The 26686-nt window shown below is 70.0% G+C and carries 23 protein-coding genes; 7 read left to right on the top strand and 16 right to left on the bottom strand.

The window, feature by feature from the left end:
• Positions 1-22 precede the first annotated feature (22 nt).
• From BJ992_RS00220 to BJ992_RS00235, 4 genes are all read right to left on the bottom strand, one after another.
• Positions 23-841, bottom strand: a complete 819-nt coding sequence (locus tag BJ992_RS00220) for an SDR family oxidoreductase (RefSeq protein ID WP_184977933.1) — start codon at positions 839-841, stop codon at positions 23-25.
• A 127-nt stretch (positions 842-968) separates the two neighbouring features.
• Positions 969-2009 carry a threonine aldolase family protein gene (locus BJ992_RS00225; protein ID WP_343072425.1) on the bottom strand — a complete coding sequence of 347 codons (1041 nt, stop codon included), beginning with the start codon at positions 2007-2009 and terminating at the stop codon, positions 969-971.
• A 60-nt stretch (positions 2010-2069) separates the two neighbouring features.
• On the bottom strand, positions 2070-3020 hold the full coding sequence (locus BJ992_RS00230) for a D-alanine--D-alanine ligase family protein (RefSeq protein ID WP_184977934.1): 951 nt from the start codon (positions 3018-3020) through the stop codon (positions 2070-2072).
• An 82-nt stretch (positions 3021-3102) separates the two neighbouring features.
• Positions 3103-4335 carry an aminotransferase-like domain-containing protein gene (locus BJ992_RS00235; protein ID WP_184987370.1) on the bottom strand — a complete coding sequence of 411 codons (1233 nt, stop codon included), beginning with the start codon at positions 4333-4335 and terminating at the stop codon, positions 3103-3105.
• A 388-nt stretch (positions 4336-4723) separates the two neighbouring features.
• Between BJ992_RS00235 and BJ992_RS00240 the strand changes: the two genes are divergently transcribed.
• Positions 4724-5326 (top strand): GNAT family N-acetyltransferase, encoded by a 603-nt coding sequence (locus BJ992_RS00240; protein WP_425503632.1) that lies wholly within the window; start codon positions 4724-4726, stop codon positions 5324-5326.
• A 244-nt stretch (positions 5327-5570) separates the two neighbouring features.
• Here BJ992_RS00240 and trxA read toward each other — a convergent pair whose 3' ends face one another.
• The 8 genes from trxA to BJ992_RS00280 form a co-directional block, all read right to left on the bottom strand.
• Positions 5571-5894: a thioredoxin gene (trxA, locus tag BJ992_RS00245; RefSeq protein ID WP_343072426.1), complete on the bottom strand. Its 324-nt coding sequence runs from the start codon at positions 5892-5894 to the stop codon at positions 5571-5573.
• A gap of 13 nt (positions 5895-5907) precedes the next feature.
• The gene (trxB, locus tag BJ992_RS00250; protein ID WP_184977936.1) at positions 5908-6840 is read right to left on the bottom strand and encodes a thioredoxin-disulfide reductase; all 933 of its coding nucleotides are present in this window, start codon (positions 6838-6840) and stop codon (positions 5908-5910) included.
• A 262-nt stretch (positions 6841-7102) separates the two neighbouring features.
• Entirely contained in the window at positions 7103-8179 is a 1077-nt protein-coding gene (locus BJ992_RS00255; protein WP_184977937.1) for an anti-sigma factor family protein, read from the bottom strand.
• The gene (gene sigM / locus BJ992_RS00260) at positions 8176-8760 is read right to left on the bottom strand and encodes an RNA polymerase sigma factor SigM (protein ID WP_221474620.1); all 585 of its coding nucleotides are present in this window, start codon (positions 8758-8760) and stop codon (positions 8176-8178) included. The genes BJ992_RS00255 and sigM overlap by 4 nt, the downstream gene beginning before the upstream one ends.
• A 68-nt stretch (positions 8761-8828) precedes the next feature.
• On the bottom strand, positions 8829-10367 hold the full coding sequence (locus BJ992_RS00265; protein WP_184977939.1) for a protein kinase family protein: 1539 nt from the start codon (positions 10365-10367) through the stop codon (positions 8829-8831).
• A gap of 179 nt (positions 10368-10546) precedes the next feature.
• Positions 10547-12169, bottom strand: coding sequence for a murein biosynthesis integral membrane protein MurJ (gene murJ, locus BJ992_RS00270; protein WP_184977940.1), 1623 nt, complete (start codon positions 12167-12169; stop codon positions 10547-10549).
• Positions 12166-14262 carry a DUF6049 family protein gene (locus BJ992_RS00275; RefSeq protein ID WP_184977941.1) on the bottom strand — a complete coding sequence of 699 codons (2097 nt, stop codon included), beginning with the start codon at positions 14260-14262 and terminating at the stop codon, positions 12166-12168. Before BJ992_RS00275 ends, murJ begins: the two co-directional genes overlap by 4 nt.
• A 46-nt stretch (positions 14263-14308) precedes the next feature.
• Positions 14309-14887: an aminoacyl-tRNA deacylase gene (locus tag BJ992_RS00280; protein WP_184977942.1), complete on the bottom strand. Its 579-nt coding sequence runs from the start codon at positions 14885-14887 to the stop codon at positions 14309-14311.
• Positions 14888-15027: 140 nt separating this feature from the next.
• Here BJ992_RS00280 and BJ992_RS00285 point away from each other — a divergent pair, with 140 nt between their 5' ends.
• Together BJ992_RS00285 and BJ992_RS00290 are read left to right on the top strand one after the other, a co-directional pair.
• Complete coding sequence (locus tag BJ992_RS00285) at positions 15028-16539, top strand: CCA tRNA nucleotidyltransferase (protein WP_184977943.1); 1512 nt, start codon at positions 15028-15030, stop codon at positions 16537-16539.
• 42 nt (positions 16540-16581) lie between these two features.
• Positions 16582-17856 carry an adenosylmethionine--8-amino-7-oxononanoate transaminase gene (locus tag BJ992_RS00290; protein WP_343072427.1) on the top strand — a complete coding sequence of 425 codons (1275 nt, stop codon included), beginning with the start codon at positions 16582-16584 and terminating at the stop codon, positions 17854-17856.
• A 25-nt stretch (positions 17857-17881) separates the two neighbouring features.
• On the opposite strand, the gene BJ992_RS00295 is transcribed toward BJ992_RS00290, so the two are convergent.
• Positions 17882-19189, bottom strand: a complete 1308-nt coding sequence (locus tag BJ992_RS00295; RefSeq protein WP_184977944.1) for an MFS transporter — start codon at positions 19187-19189, stop codon at positions 17882-17884.
• 210 nt (positions 19190-19399) lie between these two features.
• On the opposite strand from BJ992_RS00295, the gene idi reads away from it, so the two are divergent.
• Positions 19400-19996, top strand: coding sequence for an isopentenyl-diphosphate Delta-isomerase (gene idi / locus BJ992_RS00300; protein ID WP_343072428.1), 597 nt, complete (start codon positions 19400-19402; stop codon positions 19994-19996).
• Between the two features lie 4 nt (positions 19997-20000).
• Here idi and BJ992_RS00305 read toward each other — a convergent pair whose 3' ends face one another.
• A complete protein-coding gene (locus BJ992_RS00305) occupies positions 20001-21080 on the bottom strand; it encodes an inositol-3-phosphate synthase (RefSeq protein ID WP_184977946.1) in 1080 nt (359 codons plus the stop codon).
• 13 nt (positions 21081-21093) lie between these two features.
• Positions 21094-21738 carry a PadR family transcriptional regulator gene (locus BJ992_RS00310; RefSeq protein ID WP_343072429.1) on the bottom strand — a complete coding sequence of 215 codons (645 nt, stop codon included), beginning with the start codon at positions 21736-21738 and terminating at the stop codon, positions 21094-21096.
• 133 nt (positions 21739-21871) lie between these two features.
• On the opposite strand from BJ992_RS00310, the gene BJ992_RS00315 reads away from it, so the two are divergent.
• Positions 21872-22279 (top strand): DUF5318 family protein, encoded by a 408-nt coding sequence (locus BJ992_RS00315; protein ID WP_184977947.1) that lies wholly within the window; start codon positions 21872-21874, stop codon positions 22277-22279.
• Positions 22280-22538: 259 nt separating this feature from the next.
• Here the strand turns inward: BJ992_RS00315 and BJ992_RS00320 are convergent, their stop codons facing one another.
• The gene (locus tag BJ992_RS00320; protein WP_184977948.1) at positions 22539-22844 is read right to left on the bottom strand and encodes a hypothetical protein; all 306 of its coding nucleotides are present in this window, start codon (positions 22842-22844) and stop codon (positions 22539-22541) included.
• Between the two features lie 243 nt (positions 22845-23087).
• Between BJ992_RS00320 and BJ992_RS00325 the strand changes: the two genes are divergently transcribed.
• Both BJ992_RS00325 and BJ992_RS00330 read left to right on the top strand, forming a co-directional pair.
• On the top strand, positions 23088-25214 hold the full coding sequence (locus tag BJ992_RS00325; protein ID WP_184977949.1) for a transglycosylase domain-containing protein: 2127 nt from the start codon (positions 23088-23090) through the stop codon (positions 25212-25214).
• Between the two features lie 60 nt (positions 25215-25274).
• Positions 25275-26624: a glycosyltransferase family 87 protein gene (locus BJ992_RS00330; protein ID WP_184977950.1), complete on the top strand. Its 1350-nt coding sequence runs from the start codon at positions 25275-25277 to the stop codon at positions 26622-26624.
• Positions 26625-26686: the final 62 nt, after the last annotated feature.

Consider the following 26686-nt stretch of genomic DNA (forward strand, 5'->3'; position numbering starts at 1 on the left):
ACGACGGACCAAGGGCCGCACATCACTTCAGGAACTCCCTGGCGCCACGCAACCTTGTCGCCAGATGCCTCTGTGTCGAGGCGCAGTCGAGTCGCACATCGAGCGGCCCGAGCAGATCGGTGCCGGCACGCCGTCCGGAAGGCAGACGGTCGGGGTCCAGGCCGTCGCGGACCGCGACAAGGCGGCCGAGCTCGTATCTGCTCATCGCGTCAGGCCCGGCGACATGATGGATTCCGTCGCGCTCGGAGCCCGCGAGCTCCAGGAGGGCCGCGGCCAGGTCGCCGACGTGCACGGGGCAGCGTACGTCGTCGGTGAACAGGACGCCTCGTGTGGGGTCTGCGGCGAGTGAGCGTACGAGGGTCTCCTGCGGGGAGTCGCCGTTCCCGATGATCAGGGACGTCCGTGCGATCACGGCCGCCGGGTCGGCCAGACGTACGGCCACCTCTGCGGCTGCTTTCGCCGCGCCGTACGGGGACACCGGGTCCGGTACGCGATCCTCGGTGTAGGTGACCGCCTTGCCGGAGAAGACCGCGTCGGTGGACACGTGCACGAGGCGTGCGCCGGTCGCGGACGTCGCGACCGCCAGGTGACCGGGACCGGTGGCCGTCGTCAGCCAGTCGGTCTGGCGATAGGCCGCATTGACGACGACATCAGGGCGGATCTCGCCGACCAGCGCGGCGACGGCCGTACGGTCGCGGACGTCCAGCGGCCGCCAGGTCACCTCCGGCTCCGGTCCTGGTCGCGTCAGGTAGGTCGCGGTCACCACATGGCCTGCCGCGGTGGATCGGCGGACGAGTTCGCCGCCGAGGAATCCGCTGCCACCCACGATGAGGGTTCTCATGGACGGTGACCGTAGTGGGTCGGTTCCTTGACGCGGTACTGCGCATGGCCCTGCTGTTTCACGTGAAACCGAGACGTGGGTCGCCGCGTGCCAGGGCCTTGTTTCACGTGAAACGGGGAGGGCTGGTTCAGGGCTTCAAGGTGTCGTGGATCGCGCGAGCGAACGTGTCCACGTCGTCCGGGGACGTGTTGAAGCTCGTCATCCAGCGGACGACACTGCCCTCCCAGACATGGAACAGGAAGCGGGACTGCAGCGCGGTGATCGCTTCCAGGGGGAGAGCGGCGAAGACGGCGTTGGACTCCACGGGGTACTGGATGTCCAGGCCGGGGAGGTCGCTCACGGCGGCGGCCAGGCGGCGGGCCATCGCGTTGGCGTGGCCGGCGTTCCTCAGCCAGAGCTCGTCGGTGAGCAGAGTCGTCAGCTGGGCCGAGATGTACCGCATCTTGGAGCCCAGTTGCAGGGTCTGGCGGCGAAGGTACGGTGCAGCCTCGGCCAGTTCGGGACGAAGGGTTATCACCGCTTCGCCGAGCAGGCCGCCGTTCTTGGAGCCGCCGAAGCTGACCACGTCCACCCCGGCGTCGGTGGTGAGAGCGCGCAGAGAACAGCCCAGATAGGCGGCGGCGTTGGCCAGGCGAGCGCCGTCCACGTGCAGAAGCATGTCGTTGTCGTGCGCCGCCTGAGCCAGGGACGCGATCTCGTCGGGGGTGTAGCAGGTGCCGAGCTCGGTCACCTCGGAGATGGAGACGACCTTGGGCTGGACGTAGCTGATGTTCCCGCGGACGTCGAGCCGGCTCGTCACGTCGCCGGGGGTGAGCTTGCCGTCGGGGGCCGGTACGGTGATCAGCTTGGCGCCGAGAACGCGTTCCGAGGCGCCGGTCTCGTGGGTGGCGATGTGCGCGGTCTCCGGACAGATGATCGCCTCGTACCGGCGGGTGAGCATCATGCTGAGCGAGATCATGTTGGCGCCGGTGCCGTTGAGCACCACGAAGCCGGACGCGTGCGCGCCGAACTCGGCGCGGATCCGGTCGTCCAGAGCGGCGGTCCACTCGTCGTCGCCGTAAGCGGGAGCGTCACCGGTGTTGGCCGCCGTGATGGCCTCCATGACAGCCGGATGCACACCCGCGTGGTTGTCGCTGGCGAAGCTCTTGGCGTAGCGGGATTCGATCACCAGCACAGGCTACGCCTGCTCGCGATGCCCCGCTCGGCCGGGGAACCGCGGCGGAGGACGTCAGCGGCGGCGCAGCGCGGCGAGCAGGAGGCCGCGGCACAAGGCGCCGAGGTCCTCGCCGGCCGCGGCGGCGGCCATCGGGAACAACGAGGTCTCCGTCATGCCGGGTGCGACGTTGACCTCCAGGAAGTACGGCTCGCCTTCGCCGTCCACGATGATGTCGGTGCGGGAGATGTCCCGCAGGCCGAGAGCGGTGTGCGCGGTCACGGCGAGACGCGCGCACGCGTCGGCGACCTCGGGACGCAGGCGGGCCGGAGCGAAGAACTCGGTGTGACCGGCGGTGTAGCGGGCCGAGTAGTCGTAGACGCCTTCGTCGGCGACGATCTCGACGGGGGGAAGCGCGACCGGGCCGTCCCCGAGGTCGACCACCGACACCGCGACCTCGACGCCTTCGATGTACTTCTCGATCAGCGCGGTGTCGCCGTAGGCGAAGCAGCCCACCATGGCGGCCGGCAGTTCCTCGGCCTTGCGGACGATGGACCCGCCGAGCGCGGACCCGCCACGGCACGGCTTGACGAACAGCGGCAGCCCGAGCCGCTCCACGATGCGGCCAAGTACCGCGGTGGCGCCGAGGTCGTGGAAGGTCTCCTTGGGAAGCACGACGGCGTCCGGGGTGCGGACCCCGACGGAGCGCACGACGGTCTTGGCGGTCGGCTTGTCGTACGCGACGCGGCACGCGTCCGGCGCGGCCCCGACGTAGGGCACCTGGAGGAGTTCGAGCACGGAGCGGATGGCGCCGTCCTCGCCGCTGCCGCCGTGCAGGGTGACGAACACGACGTCCGGCGGGTCGGCGAGCACCGCGGGCACCAGTGCGGCGTCGGTGTCGCGCGTCTCCACGTCGATCCCGTCGGCCTTGAGCACCTCGCACACCCGCCGGCCCGAGCGCAAGGAGACCTCACGCTCGTACGACAGGCCGCCCGCCAGCACCAGTACGTGGCCGAGTTCGAGCATGGAGGACCTTTCTGGCGTCGTCGGACCCGCTCGTGGCGGCCCGCGTGACAGGCCGCCAGAGCTTCCGCAGCGTATTACATTTTCAGGCTAGATCCGGACCCGGTGTGTCGACGCCGGGGCCGGGACGCATCGACCCGGTGCCGAACGTGTCGCGCATCACGAGTTCCTGCTGGATCACCCCGGCGAGCCGCCGCACGCCTTCGCGGATGCGGTCGGGCTCGGGATAGCAGTAGGACAGCCGCATGGCGGTGGCCCCTGAGCCGTCGGCGTAGAACCCGGTGCCGGGGACGAACGCGACCCGCTCGGCCACGGCACGCGGCAGGAGCGCCTTGGAGTCGAGCCCTTCCGGCAGCGTCATCCACACGAAGAAGCCGCCGGCGGGGCGGGTCCAGTGGCAGCCGGGGGGCATGAGCGCCGTCAGCGCGTTGAGCTGAGCGTCGCGGCGCTCGCGGTACAGCTCACAGAACGACTTGATCTGCTCGCGCCACGGCTGGGTCTCCAGGTATCGGCCCACGGCGAGCTGCGTGAAGCTGGAGTGGGACAGCACCGCGGACTCCATGGCCAGCACGAGCTTGTCCTTGATCGGGTGCGGCGCCAGGGCCCAGCCGACCCGGAAGCCGGGGGCGAGGGTCTTGGAGAACGACCCGAGGTAGACGACGTTGTCGGCGTCCTCGGCCCGCAGCGCGCGCATGGGCTCGCCGTCGAAACCGAGCAGGCCGTAGGGGTTGTCCTCCACCACGAGCACGCCGGCGCGGCGGCAGATCTCCAGCACCTGGCGGCGGCGCTCCAGGGTGAGGGTGACGCCGGCGGGGTTCTGGAAGGTCGGCACCGTGTAGAGGAATTTGACGCGGCGGCCGGCGGCGGCGAGCGCCGTCAGGGTCTCGGTGAGCGACTCGGGGATCAGCCCCTGGTCGTCCATCGGGACGTGCACCACGGACGCCTGGTAGGCGGCGAACGTGCCGAGCGCGCCGACGTAGGAAGGACCCTCGGCGAGCACGACGTCACCGGGGTCGATGAAGATGCGGGTGATGAGGTCGAGCGCCTGCTGCGACCCCACGGTGACCACGACGTCGTCGGGGCCGGCGTCGATGCCCTCCAGGCGCATGACCTCGCAGATCTGCTCGCGCAGATGGGGGTCGCCCTGGCCGGAGCCGTACTGCAGCGCGACGGTGCCACGCTGGGCCACGAGGTCGGCGACCAGCTCGCCGACGGTGTCCAGGGGGAGAGCGGTGACGTACGGCATGCCGCCGGCCAGCGAGACCACCTCGGGGCGGGACGCGACGGCGAAGAGAGCTCGGATCTCGGAGGCGACCATCCCGGTGGCACGTGCGGCGTACCGGTCGATGTAGGCGTCGATGCGCGACCCTTGGGCCGCGGTCCTCCGACCGTGATCCGGCTCTTGCGTCACGGTCCACCTCCTGGCGATGTGGTGAGTGATGTCGAATCGACGTTGCGAGACACCAGAGTACGGCAGCAGCCTCTACCCCATTTGGTAATTCTCACCATGAAAGGGGCGGAGTGGCGGGGGCCGATCGCCGCTCTGGAGGGCAGGCATGGCACGCATGTCCGTCGTGAGTAAGCGCGGCAACAGGGGGTCACTCGGCTACCATGCCACTTTGGAGACGCCGTAGTTCGTGCGCTTTTCTGCCGTGAACTCGCGTCCGTCTCGCAAGGATGGGGGGCCCGGGGTGTCGCGCCGGCTGGTGAATGTCACGTTGGACAACCTTGACGATCTGCCGCGCCGCTGCCGCCGGTGCGTCTTCTGGGAGCTCGACCCGGTCAGCGGCGAGCGGGCCCAGCAGGCGGGGGATCCGGGGCTGGAGAAAGAGGCGTGGATCTCCGCGACGCTGCTCGAATGGGGCAGTTGCGGGAAGATCTGTTACGTCGACGGGGTCCCGGCTGGTTTCGTGCTGTACGCACCACCGCTGTACGTCCCCCGTTCGGTGGCCTTCCCCACGTCACCCGTGAGCGCGGACGCCGTGCTGCTCATGACGGCGCACATCATCCCGGAGTTCTCCGGCGGCGGGCTCGGCCGCACGCTCGTCCAGGGGGTGGCCAAGGACCTGACGCGCCGTGGGGTGCGGGCCATCGAGGCCTTCGGCGACCTGAAGTGGGAGCAGCCGGGCTGCGTGCTCCCCGCCGAGTATCTGCTTGCCGTTGGTTTCAAGACGGTACGTCCGCATCTGCGCTTCCCGCGGCTGCGACTGGAACTGAAGACGGCCGCCTCGTGGCGTGAGGACGTCGAAGTGGCCCTGGAACGACTCCTGGGTTCCATGACCCCCGAACGTGCACTTCGTCCCGTCTGAGAGGCGCTCAGCGCCGCCTGTGCCCCTCCAGGCACAACCGTCACGCCGGTAACGGCCACTGAGGAACGCACAGAGCCCCTCGCGCCGGTGGCGCGGGGGGCTCCGCTGGGTGGGTGCCGCCGGGAGGCGGTGGTACGGCCGGATCACCCGGCCGCAGGGGCGTCCGGCCTTGTCACCGCACATGTGACCCCGGGGCCCCTGCCGTCGAGCAGGGGGCTTTTCGGGCCCGTGTCGGAGAACAGGCTTAGATGACGCCTTCGAGTTCGCGGAGCAGCATGGCCTTCGGCTTGGCGCCGATGATCTGCTTCACGACCTCTCCACCCTTGTAGACGTTCATCGTGGGGATCTGGAGTACCCCGTAATCGCGCGGAACGGACGGATTCTCGTCGACGTTCAGCTTGACGATGGTCAGCTTGTCGCCGTGCTCCTTGGCGATCTCCGCCAGGACGGGGGCCACTTGACGGCAGGGACCACACCATTCGGCCCAGAAGTCCACCAGGACCGGCTTGTCGCTCTTGAGGACCTCGGCGTCGAAGGTCGCGTCGGTCACTGCCTTGATCTCGCTCACGTTGTTCCCCTTGTCAACTGGTGTGGTCCGCGAGCCAGCGTTCGGCGTCCAAGGACGCCGAGCACCCGGTACCCGCTGCGGTGATCGCCTGGCGGTAGGTGTGGTCGACGACGTCGCCACAGGCGAAGACCCCGTCGATGTTGGTCCGTGTGGTCGGGGCCTCGACCTTGATGTAGCCCTCGTCGTCGAGGTCGAGCTGGCCCTTGAACAGCTCGCTGCGCGGGTCGTGGCCGATGGCGACGAACAGACCGGTGACCGGCAGCTCGGACTCCTCGCCGGTCTTCAGGTTGCGCAGCGTCAGGCCGCTGACCTTGGTGTCACCGTGGACGGCCGTGACGGCGGAGTCCCAGGCGAAGCGGATCTTCTCGTTGGCGAACGCACGATCCTGCATGATCTTGCTGGCACGCAGCTCGTCCCTGCGGTGGACCACCGTGACGGAACGCGCGAACCGGCTGAGGAAGGTGGCCTCCTCCATGGCGGTGTCGCCGCCGCCGACGACCGCGATGTCCTGGTCGCGGAAGAAGAAACCGTCACAGGTGGCACACCAGGACACTCCGCGTCCCGACAGGCGCTTCTCGTCGGGAAGGCCGAGCTCGCGGTACCCCGAGCCCGTCGCGACGATCACCGTGTGGGCCAGGTAGGTGTCGGTCACGGTCTTGACGACCTTGGGGTTCTGCCGCAGGTCGACCTCGACCACGTCGTCGGCGAGCAACTCGGCGCCGAAGCGCTCCGCCTGCTTGCGGAAGTTGTCCATCAGCTCCGGGCCGAGGATGCCGTCGGGGAAGCCGGGGAAGTTCTCCACCTCGGTGGTGTTCATCAGGGCGCCGCCCGCGGTGACGGACCCTTCGAACACGAGCGGGTTGAGATCGGCGCGTGCCGCGTACACCGCGGCCGTGTACCCCGCGGGTCCCGACCCGATGATGATCACATTACGGACGTCGCTCACGCTGTCGCCTTCCTGCCGCGGCCGTCGCCCGGCCGGCCCCCTTCCAGGGCGCCGGCGCCTGCCTCGACTCCGATTTCCTAGGGTGCCAGTGGCGTCAACAGATCCTAGGCGTCCGGGATTCCCGCCGGAGCCGCGACCCGCCACGGCCACCGCGGCCCCGCCGCCGACCTCGTGACGGATCCCGCGACGGACCACGCGACGGAAATGGAGAAGCCCCCGGTGAACGGACCACCGGGGGCTTCGGACGAGCCGATGAGGGAACCTACTGCCAGCGTCCCACCGCGGGCTTGCGCAGGGCCGCGCAGTTGCCGTCCACCACGTACACCCAGACGGAGTTACGGAAGCGGTCCTTCCAGAAGGTGATCACGGTGGCTTCGTTGCCCTGGTAGAGGCCCTGGTCCACGCCGATCGGGTTCGGCGCCTTGGTGACGCCGAGCTTGCGGCCCACCTGAGCGGCGATCCGCGACACGCAGCTCTCCACTCCGGTGTCCACCGCGGTGACGCCGCCGGAACCCGGGCCGGTCGCGCCGACGTATGTCGCCAGCGGGCCGTCGAGCACGGCGTCGGAGTAGTTGAAGTCGCTCTTGCCTATGGCGTAGTTGCGGGTCGGTCCGTCGTCGACGCTCGACAGACCACGACCGGGGCCCTGATACGGGTCGCGCTCCGGCGTGGAGGCGACCGGCGCGGGCAGCGCCACAGAGGGCCCCGAGGGCTTCTCCCCGGACGCCGACAGCAGGCTTCCCAAGCCGACCGAGCCGATCACGGCGGCCGCCGCGGCGCTCGCCGCCACCGGCATGAGCCAGGCGCGCCGCCGGGAGGCCTTCCTCGGCCTGCTCCTTGCCGGCACGACAGAGCCGTCGTCGGTCACCACGCCGAACGGCGTGGTCCCCGGAGGAGGACCCGCCTGCGGGGGCACCGTGGCGGCCGGGGCCATGGCCACGGCGGCGGGAACCGGACGTGCCTGCGGAACCGACTGCAAGCTCCGGGCCGGCGTGAGCACCGGCTCCGGCGCGGTCGCCGCGGGAACGGTCTCCCAGGGGGAGTCGCTCATGATGCGGTCCCAGTCAGGCGCCTCGTCGAGCCGTAGCCCGCCTCTCGCCGTCCTGGACTCGGACTCGGCGGCCAGAGCCTTGTCGATGCGCAACGCGACACCCATCGGCATCGCGGGAACCGGCACGGCCGCGAGAACCTCACGGACCGCCGCCAGCTCGGCGAGGCTTTCCCCACAGGAGTCGCAGACCGCGAGATGCTCGCGTACCCGCGCCGCTGTGGTGACGTCGAGGAGACCCTCGGCCAGCTCGGCCAGGACCTCGAAGTCGTAGTGCGTATCACCCGTCACGAAGTTCTGCTCCCTTCGGGGGATGAGACGCGACTCAGGTCGGAACGGTTCCGTAGATGCGAAAGAATCGGCGCGAGTTTGCCGCGGCCCCGCGCGCACCGGCTCTTGACCGTGCCGGCGGGTACGCCGAGCACCTGCGCGGCGTCCTCGACCGAATAGCCCATCATGTCGACCAGCACCAGTGCGGCCCGCTGGTCGGGAGGCAGCAGCTTGAGCGCGGCCGAGACCTCCATGGAGACGTCCCGGTCCCCGGTCTGGTCGGGGATGGGGGTGTCCCGTTCCGCGGCCTCGACGAGCTCGTCGTCGGCCACGGGACGGATCGATTTGCGCCGCATGCGGTCAAGGCAGGCGTTGACCACGATGCGGTGCAGCCAGGTGGTGACAGCCGCGTCGCCCCGGAAGCTCTCCGCCTTGCGATAAGCGGAGACGAAGGCGTCCTGCACGGCGTCGGCGGCCTCGTCGGGATCACCGAGCGTGCGCAGGGCGACCGCCCACATGCGGTCACGGTGGCGGCGGACGATCTCGCTGAAAGCGTGGGGATCGCCGTCGATATGGCTCGTCAGCAGGTCGGCGTCGGTCAACGCCGACCGTGCGGCGTGCTCGACCGCCGGTGGACTATCGGGAGGAGGGTTCACAACGTGTGTTCCTGTTATGCCGGTCCGGGAGAGTGCACGACTACGTCATAGATGGTGCCACGAAACTTCCCTTCAAAGGCTGGAAGGCGCGTAAACCAGATCAAAACGTACTGACCGCTGACGGATTTCTCCGGCGTGAGGGTCACCGTGCCGGAGGCGTTGTCCTGCTTGGCGGCCTTGCGGAGCGCGCCGAGGTCGGCGGCGTCACCGACCCGCAGCTCGATCGTGGCTCCCGGCGCGTCGCCGAGCGAGACGACCACATCGGAGATGGCGGTCTCCTTGCCCATGTCGAGCAGCAGGCCGACGCCTTCCTTGAGCCTGCCGAGCTCCGCGCTCTGGTAGGAGGTGGTGTGCCACTCGGTGGACCCCTTGCCGTCGACGGCGAGGCGGGCCAGCTCAGGGTGCTCGGAGCGGTCGTCGCCGAGCGGGTCGAAACCGGTGGCGCTGGAAGGCTTCACCGCGACGATCTCGGGGGTGGCCTCGGACGACGGCGTGGCGGACGCGACGGGAGGCGGCGTGCGCTTGCCGAGGCTGCGGCCGAGCGTCCACGCGCCGAGACCGACCGCCGCGATGAGCAGCAGGATGACGATCGCCACCACGGCGCGGCCGAGCGGACCGCCGGAGGATCGCGGCCTGGCATGACCACCGTGGCCGCCGTGCGCGCCGTGACCGCCGTGTTCGGCAGGCCGCGGTGGGGCCTGGGGCCGCGGCGGACGGCGGTCGTCGAGATCGTCGGGGGCCTCGGAGCGCAGGCTGAGCGCCGGCGGCATCGCCGACACCGGCACGGGGGCCGGTCGCGGCACCTCGGCCAGGGCCTCGGCCACGGCGGCGGGGGAGGACAGCGGCGGCAGCCCGCGGCGCGGCTCCTGGAACAGCGCGCGGCAGGTGATGGCGTCGAGGAACCCGGGAACCCCGGCGCGCACCTGACGCGGTGTGCAGACCTTGCCGTCGTCCCTAGGCGCCGCGGGAAGGCCGGTGTCGCCTTCGCCGGGCCAGTGGCCGGTCAGCGCGGTGTACAGCAACCGGCCGAGGCCCTCGGCGTCCTCACGGGAGGCGTCGTCGCTCTCGACCTCGCGCAACGTGGCGTCGACCGCGAGGCCGAGCAGCTTCACGGTGCCGCCGGCGGTCCAGATGAGGCGGTCGGGGGTCAGGCACAGGTGGGACAGGCCGGACTCGTGCGCGTGCGCCACCGCCTCGGCGGCCTCGGCCACCAGTGCGGCGGCACGCTCGGGGGCCATCGGGCCCGACGAGACGAGATCGGTCAGGGTCTCGCCGGTCACCCATTCACTGACGACGTACGCCTGGCCGTTCTCCTCGGTGGCGTCGAAGACCTGGGTGAGGCGGGGGTCGTTGAGACGGCTCGCGCCGCGCGCGGCGGTCACGACCTCGGCGACGCGCGGGAACTCCTGCGAAAGCGTCAGGACGGAGACGGGTCGCGCGAGGACCTCGTCGATGGCCTTCCACAGCGTGGCGCCAGCCGACTCGCTGACGCGGTCCTCCAGGCGGAACCGGTCGGCCAGGCGGCCGCCGGGCTCCACGGCCGGGGCGCTCATGAGGTGGTCCTCTCCCTGGTCGCGGGCGATGTCCGGGTGAATACCCCCACGCCCCTCCTGATCTTAGTCGGCCGGTGGATGCCGGTCGTCTCGTGCACCGGGCACCATCGTAGTCCGCGGCGGCTCCGGTCCGTGTTGCCGTTTGAACGCGGCGAAGCGGACTTCCGGGTTACTTATGACTAGCGGCCTACCCGCCCCGCCACAAGTCCAATGATCGAACTGATCTCCGCGATTCTCATGCGGTGTGAGATGAGAAGGTACAGCAGCCCACCTGCCGCTCCTCCCGCCACCAGCATGACGGCGGAGCTCAGAGGGCTGATACCCGCCAGTTCCGTCGTCACCCACAGCGCGGCGAGCGCGACGGCCGCCGCGGGGACGGCCGCGACGTACATGCGCGCGAGCGCGGTGCCGACCGCGCGGCCGCCGAGACCAGTGCCGAGCTTGCGCGCGGCGAGGATCCACGCGGCCACGGCGCCGCAGCCGTACGCGGCGGTGAACGCCAGCGCCAGCCCCATGACGATGAGATCAGGAGGCAGCGTGAGATAGAGGACGAAGCTCACGGTGGCGCTCACCGCGAGGTTGCCGAGCGCGATCAGCGCGGGGGTCCGGGTGTCGCCGAAGGCGTAGAAGACGCGCAGCAGCAACTGGTAGACGGAGAACGGCACCAGCGCCAGACCGAACACCTGGAGCACGTTGCCGATGTCGATGGCCTGCGGCACCGACGTGCTGCCGTGTCCGAAGATCAGCACCGTGACGGCGGGGCCGAGCACCATCAGCAGCAGACCGGCCGGCACGATGACCGAGGAGACCAGCCGCACGCCGGAGGCGAACTCCTCGGCGACGGCCTCAGGTCGTCCGTCGTGCACGTGGCGGCTCATGCGGGGAAGCATCGCGGTGATCACCGAGACGGCGATGATGCCATAGGGAAGCTGGAAGAGCTGGAACGCGTAGCTGTAGGACGCGATGCCGGCGACGTCTCCCGCGCCTTGTGCGGCCGCCTTGCCGACGGCGCCGGTGGCGAGGTTGGTGATGATCACGAAGCTGACCTGGTTGATCAGCACGAACGCCAGGGTCCACACCCCGGCCCGGCCCATCTCGCCGAGCCTGGCCTGCCGCAGACCGAGCCGCGGCACGAAGCGGAAGCCCACCCGGTGCACCGCGATGATCAGCACGATCGACTGCACGACGATGCCGGCCGTGGTGCCGATGCCGAGCAGCGCGAGGTCGCCGGAGGTCACCGCGTCGATGTCGCCACCCGCGTCACTGGCGAAGAGGTACAGCACGGCGACGACGATGACCACGACGTTGTTCAGCACGGGGGCCCACATCGGCGCGGCGAACCGGTCGCGGGTGTTGAGTATGGCGCCGGCGATCGCGCCGATGCCGAAGAACGCGATCTGCGGCAGGATGTAGCGGGCCAGCGTGACCGCGACGTCGTAGCCGCGCGGCGGCAGGTCGGTGGTGAGCAGCGACACCAGCAGCGGCGCGCACAGAACGCCGACGATCGCGATGGCGAGGAGCACCAGCGTCGCGATGGTCATCAGGCGCTGCTCGTAGGCGCGTCCGCCGTCGGCGTCGTGCTTCTGCGCCTTGACGATCATCGGCACGATCACGCTGCTCAGGACGCCTCCGATCAGGAGGTCGAACAGGATGAACGGGATCGTGTACGCCACGTTGTACGCGTTGCCGAGCGTGGCCACGCCGATGGCGGACGCCAGCACCGCCGTGCGCGCGAAACCGGTCAGGCGGGAGACCATGGTGCCCGCCGCCATGATCGCGCTGGCGCGCAGCACCCGGCTCATGACTGTCCCTCTCTGTGTGCGGCCACCGCGGGAGGCGGCGCCTGGGCCGCGCGGCGATTCGCCACGATGCGGCGCGACCGGCGGCGCAGCACGCGCAGCGCGATCGCGGCGAGCAGCACGGCGAACCCGCCGCCGACGATGACCAGCGCGATGGCGCCGTAGCCCGTGGTCGTGACCTTCAGCTCGACCGGCTCGTCGTACGGTGTGCCGTCGGCCGTCGTGAGCTGCACCTTGACGACGACCTGACCGCCGCCGCCGGCCTCCATCGGGATGTCGAGCTGGCGGGTGCCTCCGGGGCCGACGGTCACCGGTGACTCGTACGCGCCGATGGTGAGCAGCCTGCGGTCCGCCGAGGTGATCTTCACACCGACGGTGGCCTCCTGGTCGCTCAGATCGTTCCGTATGGTGATCGGCACGATGCCGTTCTTGCCGGCCAGGGTGCGCTGCTCTCCTGTGGTGACCGAGATGGCGTCGGTGCGCCGTGCGATGGCCCGGTCGACCTGCTCGACGTACGGCACGGCGCTGCCGGTGCGGCCGCGCCACGCCGAGGAGGTGAGCCGCAGCAGCGCGGTGTCGAACGGCCGCCGCCGGTCCCCGGTGACCGTCGCGGTGAGTGCCGCGCGGTCGCTGAGCTTCCCGACACCCGCCATGTACGGCCTGGCGAGCTCGGCGGCGCGGTCCTTGTCGGTGTAGGTCAGATCGGTGCGGGGCACCGAGGCGCCGGACGGCTTGATCGAGCCCAGCGAGACCGGCTTGAGCCACGGCACGGCCGACGCCGCGCGCATGAGGCCGGTGACGTACGCCGGATCGGGGTTCCAGCGCCGCGGCGGCGCGACGACCACCGAGCGGGCCGCCGGCGCGGTCTCCGCGCTGATCATCGCGGTCTCGGCGAGGAACCGCTGCCTGGCGAGCAGTCCGGTGCCCTCGGCCGGGGTGAGCAGGTCGCTCAGCACCTGGTCGGCCAGCAGGACGCGGACCTTGTGCGCCACGGTCTCCAGGGAGGCCGCCGCGTCGGGGGTGAAGGACGCTGGCGTGGCAGGCGGCAGCGCGGCGGCGCCGAGCAGCACGGTGCGCACGCCGCCGACGGCCAGCGCGTCCAGCGCGTCGTGGTCGAGCAGGCCGCCGACCGGCCAGTTGACGCTCGTGGTGACGTCCTTGCCGACCAGTTGTGTGGCGGCGACGGCACCCTTGGCGAGCGCCGCACCTGTGGCGCCGTCGAGGCCGGAGTGGACCAGGGCGGCGACGTCGGGGTCGGCGTACGGTGTGGCGTTGACGGGGACCTCTGTCAGTGCGGTGCGCAGCCGCGCCAGCCACCCGGCCGCGACCTGGTCCCCCGCCTTGGTGGCGCGTTCGCCGCCGTCGTCGCCGGTGGCGAGGGTGTAGCCCCGCGACATGACCTCGGCGTCGTCGAGGACCCCGGGGTCGACGAACCAGCTCACCCCCTTGGCCGGGCTTTCCGCGACCTTGAGCACGCGGCCGAGCCGCCCCTCGTCGGCGAGCGTGCGCCGCAACTCCTCGTCCACGAAGACGCCGTCGTCCGCGCGGTGGGGCTGGTCGACGAGAGGAAGTGCCCAGGAGATCTTCGTGCGGGACGGCACCTGGCCCTTGGGTGCGTACACGAGGAACGTGCGTTGCGCGGCGAGCTGGCGCTGAGCCGAGTCGATGAGCTCGATGGTGACCGGGTACACACCGAAGCGGTACATGCCGATCTCGGCGGGGGTGAAGGCGAACTCCCACGGCACCGAGGACGACGCGGGGAGCTGCGCCACCGGTACGGCACGCCTGCTGGTGTCGAGGATCTGACCCCCGGCGGCGAAGCTCTGCATCTGGTCACGGCCGGCGAACGGCTGGCGGGAGAACCGCAGGCGGATCTGCATCCACTGCAGTGGCGCGGCGCCGGTGTTGGCGACCTCGCCGCCGATGGTGATCGGGGTGTCCGGCGCGCTCGGAGCGTCCGGGGTGATCTTCTCCACCGCGATCCGGACGTCCTGACGGGCCGCCGTGGCGGCCGGCCCCAGTGCGCCAGAGGCCGCCGCCGGTGCGAACAGGAACGCGGCGGTCAGCAGGCAGATGAGGGCGGCTCCGCGGATCACGTGCCGGCCAGGGGTGGAGTTCGGCGCACGCGAAGAATGGTATGGCCTAAAGCCGAGCGGGCGGCGACCCGCAGCGAGGCGGGCTCACGACGGGCCGCACCTCCTTGGAACCCGGCAGCCGCACCGTGCGGTGCCTCGGCGCCTGCAGGTCCACGAACTTGCCAGGCAGGAGCGTGACCAGGTCCACGGCCCGCAGCCGCAGCGCGGTGCGGCGTTCGCCGGTCGGCGAGTACAGCGGGTCGTCGGGGTCGCGGATCTCGGCGAGACGGTCGTCCACCAGCACACGAAGGGCCGGCGGCAGCAGCAGAGGTGACACCGATGTGGCGGCGTAGTCGGTGGCGGCGTTGACCATGAACGCCGGCGCGGGACGCACCCGGCGCGCGCCGAGAAGCGCGGCGACGGCACCGGGCCGCGGCGGCGCCGCGACGGTGGTGACGACCGCCACAGGATCCCGCCAGTCGCGGGTCGTGACCTCGAAGACCGTGACCTTCACACAGGAAGCGGGTTCGACATCCAGAATGCCGGGCAGATCGTCGACACACGTTAACGCGCGTGGAAGCCTTACGATTTCGTGATGGATCTGGTGGGACAGGAGCCAACGGTGGATCGCGAGGGCGTCTTTCATCGCTTGTGCTCCTGTTCTCGGCGGGTGCCCCCGACGGATCCGCAGCCGTGACCCGGTGTCCGCCCGGGGTAGGTCCCCTGGCGGGGACGTACCGAGCCCGGTGCGGAGGATCGCAACCGCAATCGAAGGACCTACCCAGCTTGTCCGTGTCAAATCTGAGCGTCAGTCAGCAGAAGGCAGTGATCGACCTGTTCCGGCGGATCGCACCGGTCGCCGACGAGCTCGGCGACCGTTTCGCCGCGCACGGCCACCAGCTCGCCCTGGTCGGCGGGTCGGTTCGCGACGTCTTCCTCGGCCGCATCGGCAACGATCTCGACCTGACCACCGACGCGCGTCCCGAGCAGGTGCTCGACGTCGTCAAGGACTGGGCCGACTCGATCTGGACCATCGGCATCGACTTCGGCACGGTGGGGGTCCGCAAGGGCAACTGGGTCCTGGAGATCACCACCTACCGCAGCGAGTCGTACGACCCGAAGTCCCGCAAACCCGGCGTGGTGTACGGCGAGACGCTGGAGGCCGACCTGGAGCGGCGTGACTTCACGGTCAACGCCATGGCGGTCCGGCTGCCGGGCCACGAGTTCGTCGACCCGTACGGCGGCCTGCCGGACCTGTCGGCCAAGGTGCTGCGCACCCCCGGCCCGCCTGAGCGGTCCTTCGACGACGACCCGCTGCGCATGCTGAGAGCGGCGCGTTTCGCCGCGCAACTCGGTTTCACCGTCGATCCGGCCGTGGTGGACGCGATGACCGGCATGGCGGACCGCATCGAGATCGTCTCGGCCGAGCGCATCCGTGACGAGCTGGACAAGCTGATCTGCGGGGCCCACCCGCGCGAGGGTCTCGGCCTGCTCGTGGACACCGGCCTCGCGGCGCACGTCCTGCCGGAGCTGCCGAAGCTGCGCCTGGAGATCGACGAGCACCACCGCCACAAGGACGTCTACGAGCACACCCTGATCGTGCTGGAGCAGGCCATCGCGCTGGAGCAGGCCGGTCCCGACCGGGTGCTGCGCTGGTCGGCGCTGCTGCACGACATCGGCAAGCCCAAGACCCGCAGGTACGAGGAAGGCGGCCGGGTCTCGTTCCACCACCACGAGGTGGTCGGTGCGCAGATGACCAAGAAGCGGATGCAGGAGCTGCGGTTCCCCAAGGACGTCGTGGCGGACGTCGCGAGGCTCGTCGAGCTGCACCTGCGTTTCCACGGGTACGGCACCGGCGAGTGGACCGACTCGGCGGTGCGCAGGTACGTCCGCGACGGCGGCCATCTGCTGGAGCGGCTGCACAAGCTGACCAGGGCCGACTGCACGACGCGCAACCGCCGTAAGGCCCAGGCGCTGTCGCGGACCTACGACGACCTGGAGCGGCGCATCTCCCGCCTCGCCGAGGAGGAGGAACTCGCCAAGATACGGCCGGAGCTCGACGGCAACGAGATCCAGCGGCTCCTCGGCGTGCGGCCGGGCCCGATCGTCGGCGAGGCGTACAAGTTCCTGCTCGACATGCGCCTGGACAAGGGAGTGATCGGCAAGGAGGCCGCCGCCGAGGCGCTGCTGCGGTGGGCCGGCGAGCACGGCGTGGGGGACGGCACGGGAAGCGATCCCAAGGACGCGACCAAGGAAGCCGCCACGGACGCAGCCACGGACGCCGCCGCGGACGGCTGAGCCCGGCGTCGCGCGTCTGCCCGGCCGGTTAAGGTGGGCCGGGTGGACGCCGGCACGCTGAGTGACCTCGATCGCGCGCATCTGTGGCACCCGTACGCCTCGGTCGCGGCCCATGCCCACCCCGTGGCGCGGGCCGCCGGTGTGCGGCTGACCCTCGCCGACGGCAGGGAGCTGATCGACGGCATGTCGTCGTGGTGGGCCGCCATCCACGGTCACAACCACCCGCGGCTCAACGCCGCGGCGCGTGCGCAGCTCGACGTGATGCCTCATGTCATGTTCGGCGGCCTCACCCACGAGCCGGCGGTGCGGCTGGCGGTGCGCCTCGCGGGGCTCACCGGGCTGCCCAAGGTCTTCCTCGCCGACTCGGGCTCCGTGGCCGTCGAGGTGGCCGTCAAGATGGCCGTGCAGGCCACCGGCCGAGGACGGCTGCTCACCGTGAGGAACGGCTACCACGGCGACACGTTCGGCGTCATGGCGGTCTGTGACCCGGTGAACGGCATGCACCATCTGTTCTCCGGCCTGCTGCCGCGGCATGTGTTCGCCGACGCGCCTCCCGGCGACCACGGACGGCACCTCGGGCCCGAAGGGGAGCGCGAGCCGTCCGCGCCTGACCCGGCCTACCTGGCCCATCTGGAGGAGCTGGTGGCCCGGCACGCCGCCGAGCTGGCGGCGATCATCGTGGAACCCGTGGTGCAGGGAGCCGGAGGCATGCGGTTCTACCACCCCGCCTACCTGCGCAGGCTGCGTGAGCTGGCCGACGAGCACGGCCTGCTGCTGATCGCCGACGAGATCGCCACAGGCTTCGGCCGCACCGGCGAGATGTTCGGCTGCGACCACGCGGGGGTGCGGCCGGACATCATGTGCGTCGGCAAGGCCCTCACCGGCGGATATCTCACCATGGCGGCCACTTTGTGCACCGATGAGGTGGCCGAGCGGGTCGGCGTGCTCATGCACGGGCCGACGTACATGGGGAACCCGCTGGCCGCGGCGGTGGCGGGTGCCTCGCTCGACCTGCTGGCCGAGCGGCCCTGGCAGGAGGAGGTCAGGCGCATCGAGGAGGGTCTCGCCGCCGGTCTCGCCGAGGCGGCAGGCGCTCCGGGGGTGGCGGACGTCCGGGTGCTCGGCGCGATCGGGGTGATCGAGACCGTCGAACCGGTGGACGCCGGCAAGGTGCAGGAGATCGTGATGGGGCACGGCGTCTGGCTGCGGCCGTTCGGCCGGCTCATCTACACGATGCCGCCGTACGGCGTCACTCCGGCCGACCTCGCGGCCGTCACCCGCGCGATGACCGCGGCCGCCGCGGCCCTGCCGGCCTAGGGCCGGCTCAGGGCCCGGCCGGCGCCTACTGCTGCGGCACTTCCTCCGGCGCGCGGCGCGCGGTGGCGGCGCCGCCGGTGACCAGCCGGAACACGATCGCGGAGGCGATGTACCCGAGGCTCGCGATGGTCAGCACGACGTACGACTTGCCGTTGGCGGGGAGCAGGAAGGCGGCGACCGAGGCGGCGAGCACCAGCATGCCGTTGAAGAGCATGTCGTAGATGGAGAAGACCCGTCCGAGGTACACCTCGCCGACGTCACGCTGCACGATCGTGTCGGCGCAGATCTTCACGCTCTGACCGGTCACGCCGAGCACGAAGCCCATCGCGAGGAACCCCGCCTGGTGGAACGGCAGGCACAGCACCAGTTCGAGCGCGCCGCCGGTGGCGAGCATGATGGGGATCCACGTCTCCGGACGGAACCGCTCGGTGGCCCACGGGGTGATGAGCGCGGCGACGAAGAAGCCCGCGCCGGACGTCGCGAGCACCCCGGCGACCTCGCTGAGCCCCGCCTCGGCGTTGTCGGTGAAGTAGTACCGGTACAGCATGACGGTCATGACGATGGTCAGGCCGTACATGAACCGGTGGGCCGCCATGCCGCCGAGCGCCGCCGCCGGGGAGCGGCGGTGCAGCACGTGCCGCGCGCCGTCGACGAGGCCGGTGAGGACGTTGCGCACCGCCTCGCGCGCCTGGGGGAGGCTCGTGTCGTAGACAGGGCCGAGCAGGGTGCGCGCCATGGTGACGGCGACCAGCGCGGACAGCCCGAACAGCACACCGGAGATCATGAGGATCAACGCGGTGCCGAGATGTGAGGGCCCGAACAGCATGCGCAGCAGGAACCCCACTCCCGCGCCGACGAACGTGACGACGGTGCCTGATGTCGGGGTGACCGCGTTGGCGGTGAGCAGCAGCCGCTCCTCGACCACATGAGGCAGGCCGGCGCTGAGCGCGCTGAGGAAGAAGCGGTTGACGCCGAGCACGAGGAGCGCGGCGCCGTAGAAGTAGAGGTCCGGCGCGTTCAGCGCGACGAGCAGCGCCGCGAGCAGCAGCAGCGCACCGCGCACGATCGGCGCGATCACGAGGATCTGCCGGCGCGACCAGCGGTCGATGAGGACCCCGGCGAACGGCCCGAGGACGGAGTACGGCAGGAGGAGCACCGCGAACGCGACGGCGGCCTCGGTGGCGCTCGTCTGCTTCTCCGGGGTGAAGAACGCGTAACCGGCCACCGCGAACTGGAAGACGCCGTCGGAGAACTGGGACACCAGTCGGGTGGCGAACAGCCGTCTGAAGTCCCGGCCTCGGAGGACGACCCGGAGGTCGGAGACGAAAGACACGCGCGTCAGCCTACTGGCCGGGTGGCCCGCGTCACATCCGGAACAACCCTGATACAGCATCGACGAGCGGCGGCAACGCCTCCGGCGTGCGCCGGGATGAGAGCTGCCCCCCTCGGGGTGACGTTTGACTCTCCGGGAAGAAAGGCGCTACGACGCGCCGCGTCCGGGCCTCGTGTCGTGGACCGGGCGGGGCCACGTAATCTCGGACAGGTGAGCCTTGACGAACATGTCGTGCTTCTCAGCGCCGCCGGTGAGGCCGTCGGCACCGCGCCAAAGGCGGCCGTGCACGGCGCCGACACGCCGCTGCACCTGGCGTTCTCGTGCTACGTGTTCGACGAGGACGGCCGCGTGCTGCTCAGCCGCCGCGCCTCCCACAAGCTCACCTGGCCGGGGGTGTGGACCAACAGCGTGTGCGGTCACCCGCTGCCGGGTGAGACGCCGTCCGACGCGGTGGTCCGCCGGCTGTCGTACGAGCTCGGCCTGACGTCCGGCCGCGTCGACCTCATCCTGCCGGGCTTCGCGTACCGCGCGGTGATGGGGGACGGCACGGTGGAGCACGAGATGTGCCCGGTCTACCGCGCCGTCGTCTCCGGCGACCCGCGGCCGAACCCCGACGAGGTGGGGGACGCGCGCTGGATGCCGTGGAAGGAGTTCGCCGACGACGTGACGAGCGGGCTGCTCGCCATCTCGCCGTGGTGCGGTGAGCAGGTGCCCCTCCTCACCGCACTCGGACCTGACCCCGCGGCGTGGCCCGTGGGCGACCCGGCGGACCTGCCTGCCGCCGCGCGGCCCGGTGGTCAAGGCTGACGGGTCAGCGCTCGACCTCGCCGCGGATGAACTTCTCGACGGCGTCACGCGCGTCGTCGTCGGAGTACTGCTCCGGCGGGGACTTCATGAAGTAGGACGAGGCCGACAGGATCGGGCCGCCGATGCCGCGGTCCATGGCGATCTTGGCGGCGCGCACCGCGTCGATGATGACGCCTGCGGAGTTCGGCGAGTCCCAGACCTCGAGCTTGTACTCGAGGTTCAGCGGCGTGTCGCCGAAGGAACGGCCTTCGAGGCGCACGTAGGCCCACTTGCGGTCGTCGAGCCACGGCACGTGGTCGGACGGGCCGATGTGGACGTCGGCCTTGGCCATCTCGTGCGGGATCTGCGAGGTGACCGACTGGGTCTTGGAGATCTTCTTGGACTGGAGACGCTTGCGCTCCAGCATGTTCATGAAGTCCATGTTGCCGCCGAAGTTGAGCTGGTACGTGCGCAGCAGCTCGACCCCGCGATCCTCGAACAGCTTGGCCATGACGCGGTGGGTGATGGTGGCGCCGACCTGCGACTTGATGTCGTCGCCGACGATCGGGAGACCCGCGTCGGTGAACTTCTTGGCCCATACCGGGTCGGAGGCGATGAACACCGGCAGCGCGTTGACGAAGGCGACGCCGGCGTCGATGGCGCACTGCGCGTAGTAGCGGTCGGCGTCCTCGGAGCCCACCGGGAGGTAGGACACCAGGACGTCGGCGCGGGCCTCCTTGAGAGCGGCGACCACGTCGACCGGGGACTCGTCGGACTCCTCGATCATCTCGAGGTAGTACTCGCCGAGGCCGTCGTAGGTGGGGCCGCGCTGCACGGTGACCCCGGTGGGAGGCACGTCGCAGATCTTGATGGTGTTGTTCTCCGACGCCACGATCGCCTCGGACAGGTCGCGGCCGACCTTCTTGGCGTCGACGTCGAAGGCCGCGACGAACTCCACGTCACCGACGTGGTAGTCGCCGAACTGGACGTGCATCAGCCCGGGAACCCGGGTGGCAGGGTCGGCGTCCTTGTAATAATGCACGCCCTGGACCAGCGCCGCGGCGCAGTTTCCCACGCCGACGATGGCTACGCGCACGGAACCCATCGCACTCGCTCCTTTACTCATTCGATTCATCAGGAACGGGCTCGGCGGACTGCGCCTGCGCCCTCTCCGCTCTTGCTCGAACGGCTTGCGCGCGTTCGGTGTCGATCAGTTCGTTCAGCCAGCGCACCTCGCGCTCGACCGACTCCAGGCCGTGGCGTTGCAGCTCAAGGGTGTAGCTGTCGAGCCGTTCGCGCGTGCGGGCGAGAGCGGTGCGGACCGCGTCGAGACGCTCCTCCAAGCGGCTGCGGCGGCCCTCCAGGATGCGCAACCGCACTTCGGCCTCCGTGAGGCGGAAGAAGGCGAAGTGCACGCCGAAGCTCTCGTCCTCCCAGGACGAGGGCCCCGACTGGGTCAGCAGCTCTTGCAGTCGTTCTTTGCCTTCTGCGGTGATCTTGTAAACGATCTTCGATCGACGGCCGGTGAGCGGCGGGGCCACATCGCTCTGCGTGGCCGTGTCGCCGTCCTCCGGCGGCTCCTCCGCGATCAGGCCGTTGATGAGCAACTGCCGCAGGCATGGGTAGAGCGAACCGTAGGAGAACGCCCTGAACATGCCGAGCAAGGCGTTGAGCCGTTTGCGCAGCTCATAGCCATGTAGAGGTGTTTCGTTGAGCGAGCCGAGCACGGCGAGTTCCAGCACACCGCCTCGTCCGACCGCCACTGGAACCGCCCCCTCTCGCGCTGATGTATCGAGCCGATACATCAGCAGGATACGTCGGGTCGGCATAGTCTGCAATCAAGGGACTCGCTCGGCGATTGACCTCATTTGCGAAAAAAGTCGTAGTCTGGCGCTCATGTGGTCACAGCGACGGGTCGTGGATTACGGCCTCGCGAAGCGGGCGACGGTCCAGTCGCTTCGCTCGGGTCGCACGACCAAGCGTGATGTGTGCGATGCTCATCCCTACCTTCTGCGTGCGGCCAGATACCACGGCGAGCCAACGCAGCGCAGATGCCCTATATGCGAGCACCAGAACGTGACCCATGTCACATACGTGTACGGTGACCAGCTCGGCAGGGTCGCAGGGCACGTAAAGGCGACGTCAGACCTTGTTCAGATGGCCCGCGAATACCAGGAATTCCGGGTCTACGTTGTCGAGGTCTGCCAAGGTTGTGCATGGAATCACCTGACGGTCTCCTTCGTCCTAGGCACTGACGGGCCACCGGGCGACTCCGACTTGGGCCGGCAGATCGCGGAGACCTAGCCGGCCCCCGATCGAGTCTCTCTGTTCCCTCAAGGCGTGTTACAACCGCCTGCACAGACGTCGAAGACCTCCAGATCGCCAGTTGACCCGACGAGGACGCGTGAGTTACAGCAGCTATGGCCCCGAGCCGACCGGCCACCCCGGCCCAGCCGAGGGATCCGATGCATCCGCTCGTCAGGGGCGGCGCCGTCGCTCTGCTCAGGGGAGTGCTCCCGCCGCTGGACACCAGGCCCCGCCACCGGGCTGGTCGCAGGAACCGTCACCGGGACGCCGCGCGGCGCCACTCCGGCCCGAGAGCCGCGACCGTGCCGCACCCCAGCCATACGACGGGTACGGCGAGCAGCAGCGCCGCGCCACGGCCGAGCCGGGCCGTCGGCAGGGCGACCCGCGCGCGGCCGGCGGCGAGCGACGTGGGCCCTCGGGGGGCCCGCGTTCCCGGCGCGCCGAGGCGGCGTACGAGGACACCCAGTCGATGGCCAGGGTCGCGGGGGCCGCGTCCCCGGCCCGCGGTCCCGCCGACCGTGCCCCGGACGACCGTGCCCCAGGCGGCCCGCGCCGTGATCACGGCGGCCCTGAGCGGCGTGACCTGGGGCCGGCCGAGCGGCGCGGCCCGTCCGACGCGGAGACCGTGGTCAGCCGTGAGCCGGGCACCCGGGTCTCCCGCCGCAGAGGCGGCCCGCCCGGTGGCCCAGGCGGTCCCGGTGGCCCAGGCGGTCCTGGTGGCCCGGGTGGTCCAGGCGGGCCCGGTAGGCGCCGGGCCGGGAAGGACGGCGGCGAGCCGCCGCGCCGTAAGGGATGGCGCCGGTTCGTGCCGAGCTGGAAGATCATGCTGGCCGGCCTCGCGGTCCTGACGGCCGGGATCTTCGGCATGATCGCCGTCGCGTACGCCAACACCGACCTCCCCACCGAGAAGGACGCGCAGGACGCGGCCAAGGCCGAGGGCAGCACGTTCTACTACGCCGACGGCTCCACCATGGCGCGCCTCGGCACCGAACGCAGGGCCGTCAAGCTCGACGACGTGCCGAAGTACGTGCGGGACGCCGTGATCTCGGCCGAGAACGACACGTTCTACAGCGACGACGGCATCTCCTTCACCGGCCTGGTGCGCGCGGCCTGGTCCACGGCCACCGGGGAGCAGGTGCAGGGTGCGTCGACCATCACCCAGCAGATGGCGCGCAACTACTTCAAGGGCCTCAGCCAGGAGCGAGCGATCAAGCGGAAGGTCAAGGAGATCTTCATCGCGATCAAGCTCGACAAGGAGTGGAGCAAGGACAAGGTCCTCGAGTACTACCTGAACACCATCCCCTTCGGCCGCAACACCTACGGCATCGAGGCCGCCGCCAAGGAGTTCTTCGGTCACGGCGTCAAGAAGCTCACCCCGGCCGAGGGTGCCTACCTGGCGGGCCGCATCCAGCAGCCGGGTGCGTTCGACATCGCGGAGGAGAAGAAGAACTTCTCCGGCACGCAGTTCCGTTTCGGCTATGTGCTCAAGCAGATGGCCAAGCTGAACCCCCAGGAGTACAGCGCCTACCCGGCCACCCTGAAGTTCCCCAAGATCGAGCCGCGCAAGCAGTCGTCGGCGTTCGGCGGCCTGCGCGGTTACATGCTGACCGAGGCGCTCAAGGAGCTGGAGGCCAAGGGCCTGCCGCGCGCGCAGATCGAGACCGGCGGCTACAAGATCTACACGACCTTCGACCGCAAGCTCATGCAGGCGGCCAGGACGGCGGTGAACCAGACCACCGCCGGCCTCCCCAAGGAGGTCCACACCGGCCTCGCCGCCGTCGATCCGACGAACGGCCGCGTGATCGCGTTCTACGGAGGCAACAACTACCTCGGCAAGCGTCCCGACCAGTTCAACGAGGCGTTCCAGGCGCGCAAGCAGGCCGCGTCGGCGTTCAAGCCGTACGTGCTGGCGGCGTGGCTGGAGGCGGGGCACAGCCTGAAGAGCTACGTGACCGGCAAGCAGCCGCTGAAGCTCGAAGGCACGACCCCCATCAGCAACGGCCACTCCACGCCGTCCGCGATGGACATCATCTACGCCACGCAGCACTCCATCAACACCGCCTACGGCCAGATGGGGTTCGAGGTGGGTCTCGACGCGGTCAAGCGCATCGCCGAGGACGCCGGGTTGAGCAAGGACGCCATGGAGACGAGCGTCAACAAGCACAAGTACCTGTTCTCCATCGGCAGTGCCGGCGTCACCCCGCTGGAGCAGGCGGCCGGTTACTCGATCTTCGCGAACGCCGGTAAGCACTACTCGACGCACACCGTCATCAAGGTGCTCGACCCGAACAAGGTCCAGATCATCACCGAGGACAAGACACCCAAGCAGGTCATCGCCGAAGAGGTCGCCGCCGACGCGATCGTCGCGCTCCGGTCGGTGGTCAAGGGCGGCACCGGTACGGCGGCGGCGCTCGCCGACCGTCCGGTGGCCGGCAAGACCGGTACGAACAACGACAACAAGGAAGCGTGGTTCGTCGGGTTCACCCCGCAGTTGTCCACGGCGGTCGGCATGTACAAGGAAGACCGCAAGACCGGTGCCGAACTGTCCCTCGGCAACAACTTCGACGGCGGCACCGTGCCGGCCCGGGTGTGGCGCGCTTTCATGGCCGAGGCGATGAAGGGCAAGAAGGCCGAGGAGTTCCCGCCGCCGTCCAACATCGGCTCGCCGCTGGACCTCGCGCCGAAGCCGACCCCCACCCCGACACCCACTCAGGATGAAACTTTCCCCGACGGCGACGGCTTCCCGACCGACGACGGACTGCCGGACGACAACGGCATTCCGAACGACGGCTGTCTCCCGTGGGACGACGCCTGCAACAACGGCGGCGGACCCGACCCGTTCGGGGGCGACGCACCCGGTGCCGCGGCGACGACCCCTCCCCCCACCCCCGGCCCTGAACAGACAAGCGGACGACGCGCACCGGCGCGGTGAGGGATCATCTGGGAGTCCCGGCGCCATCGGGGTGCCGGGACAAGGTGATGGGATGAGGTCATGAACCGATCGACGTACGCCGCGGGAACGTCGGGTTCCGTGGCGCGGGCCGCGGCGCCGTTCGTGCCCCTCGCGCTCCTCGCGACGACGGGAGCGCTGCTCGCGTATCTGTGGAAGTGGCCGTGCCGGTTCAACGGCGCGTGGAACGACGGTACGCAGCAGTTCCTGAACTTCTGTTACACCGACATCTATCCGCTGTGGTGGAACGAGAAGCTCGACCAGGGTCTGGCTCCCTATTTCGGCCACCCTGTGGAGTACCCGGTCGGCATCGGCGCTCTGATGTGGATGATCCAGCGCATCGTCGGCGGGTTGAACGACCCTGGGGTGTGGTTCTACGACCTCACCGTGCTGCTGATGGCCGTGTCACTGGTCGTCGGGGTCGTGATCATGGCGAAGCTGGCGCTCCTGCAGCGCCGGCCGTGGGACGCCGCGTGGTACGCGCTCGCCCCCGCGCTGATCCTCACCGCGTTCATCAACTGGGACCTGCTGTGCGGCGTGCTCGCGCTCGGCGCCTTCCTCGCGTGGTCCCGGCAGAAACACTTCCTCGCCGGTGTGCTGCTCGGCCTCGCGGTGGCGACCAAGTTCTATCCCGTGGTCTTCCTCGGGCCGCTGTTCCTTCTCGCGCTGCGCACGAGGAAGTTCCCCGCCTTCCTGTACGCGGTCGGCGGCATGGTGATCACCTGGGTGGTGGTCAACCTGCCGTACATGCTGCTGGCCTTCCAGGGCTGGAAGAGGTTCTACGTCTTCAGCAGCGAGCGTGGCGCCGACTGGGGGTCGGTGTGGTTCTTCTTCCAGAGCAAGCAGTGGCCCTACCTCGGGGACTCGGCCAAGGTCGACACTCTCGGCATCGCGTCGTTCGGCCTGATGTGCGTGGCCATCGCGGTGCTCGCGCTCACCGCGCGCACCCGGCCCCGGCTCATGCAACTGTGTTTCCTGGTGCTGGCCGCGTTCATGATGACCAACAAGGTGTGGTCGCCGCAGTACGTGTTGTGGCTGGTGCCGTTCGCCGTGCTGGCCCGGCCCAACTGGAAGCCGCTCGTGCTGTGGCAGATCGCCGAGTGTGCGTACTTCTTCGCCATCTGGCTCTACCTGGTCCACCTCCAGCCCGGCAATGAGATGCTCGGCATCGGCGACACCGCCTACTTCGCCACGGTGTGGGGCCGGGTGCTGGCCATCGCGATCCTGGCCGCGTTCGTGGTGCGCGACATCCTGTGGCCGGAGCACGACGTGATCCGGCAGGGTGGCGTGGACGACCCCATCGGCGGTGTCTTCGACGGCGCGCCTGACCATTTCGCGCTGCGGCTGGACCGTCCGGCGGCGCGCGACGAGGCTCCGGCGGCCCCCGCCTGATCCGGCGGACGCGAAAGTTTCACGTTTGTCCCGGCCGTGCCGTCCTGCGTGGTGACGGCCGG

It is taken from the genome of Sphaerisporangium rubeum (genome assembly GCF_014207705.1).
GTDB classification, from domain to species: Bacteria; Actinomycetota; Actinomycetes; order Streptosporangiales; family Streptosporangiaceae; genus Sphaerisporangium; species Sphaerisporangium rubeum.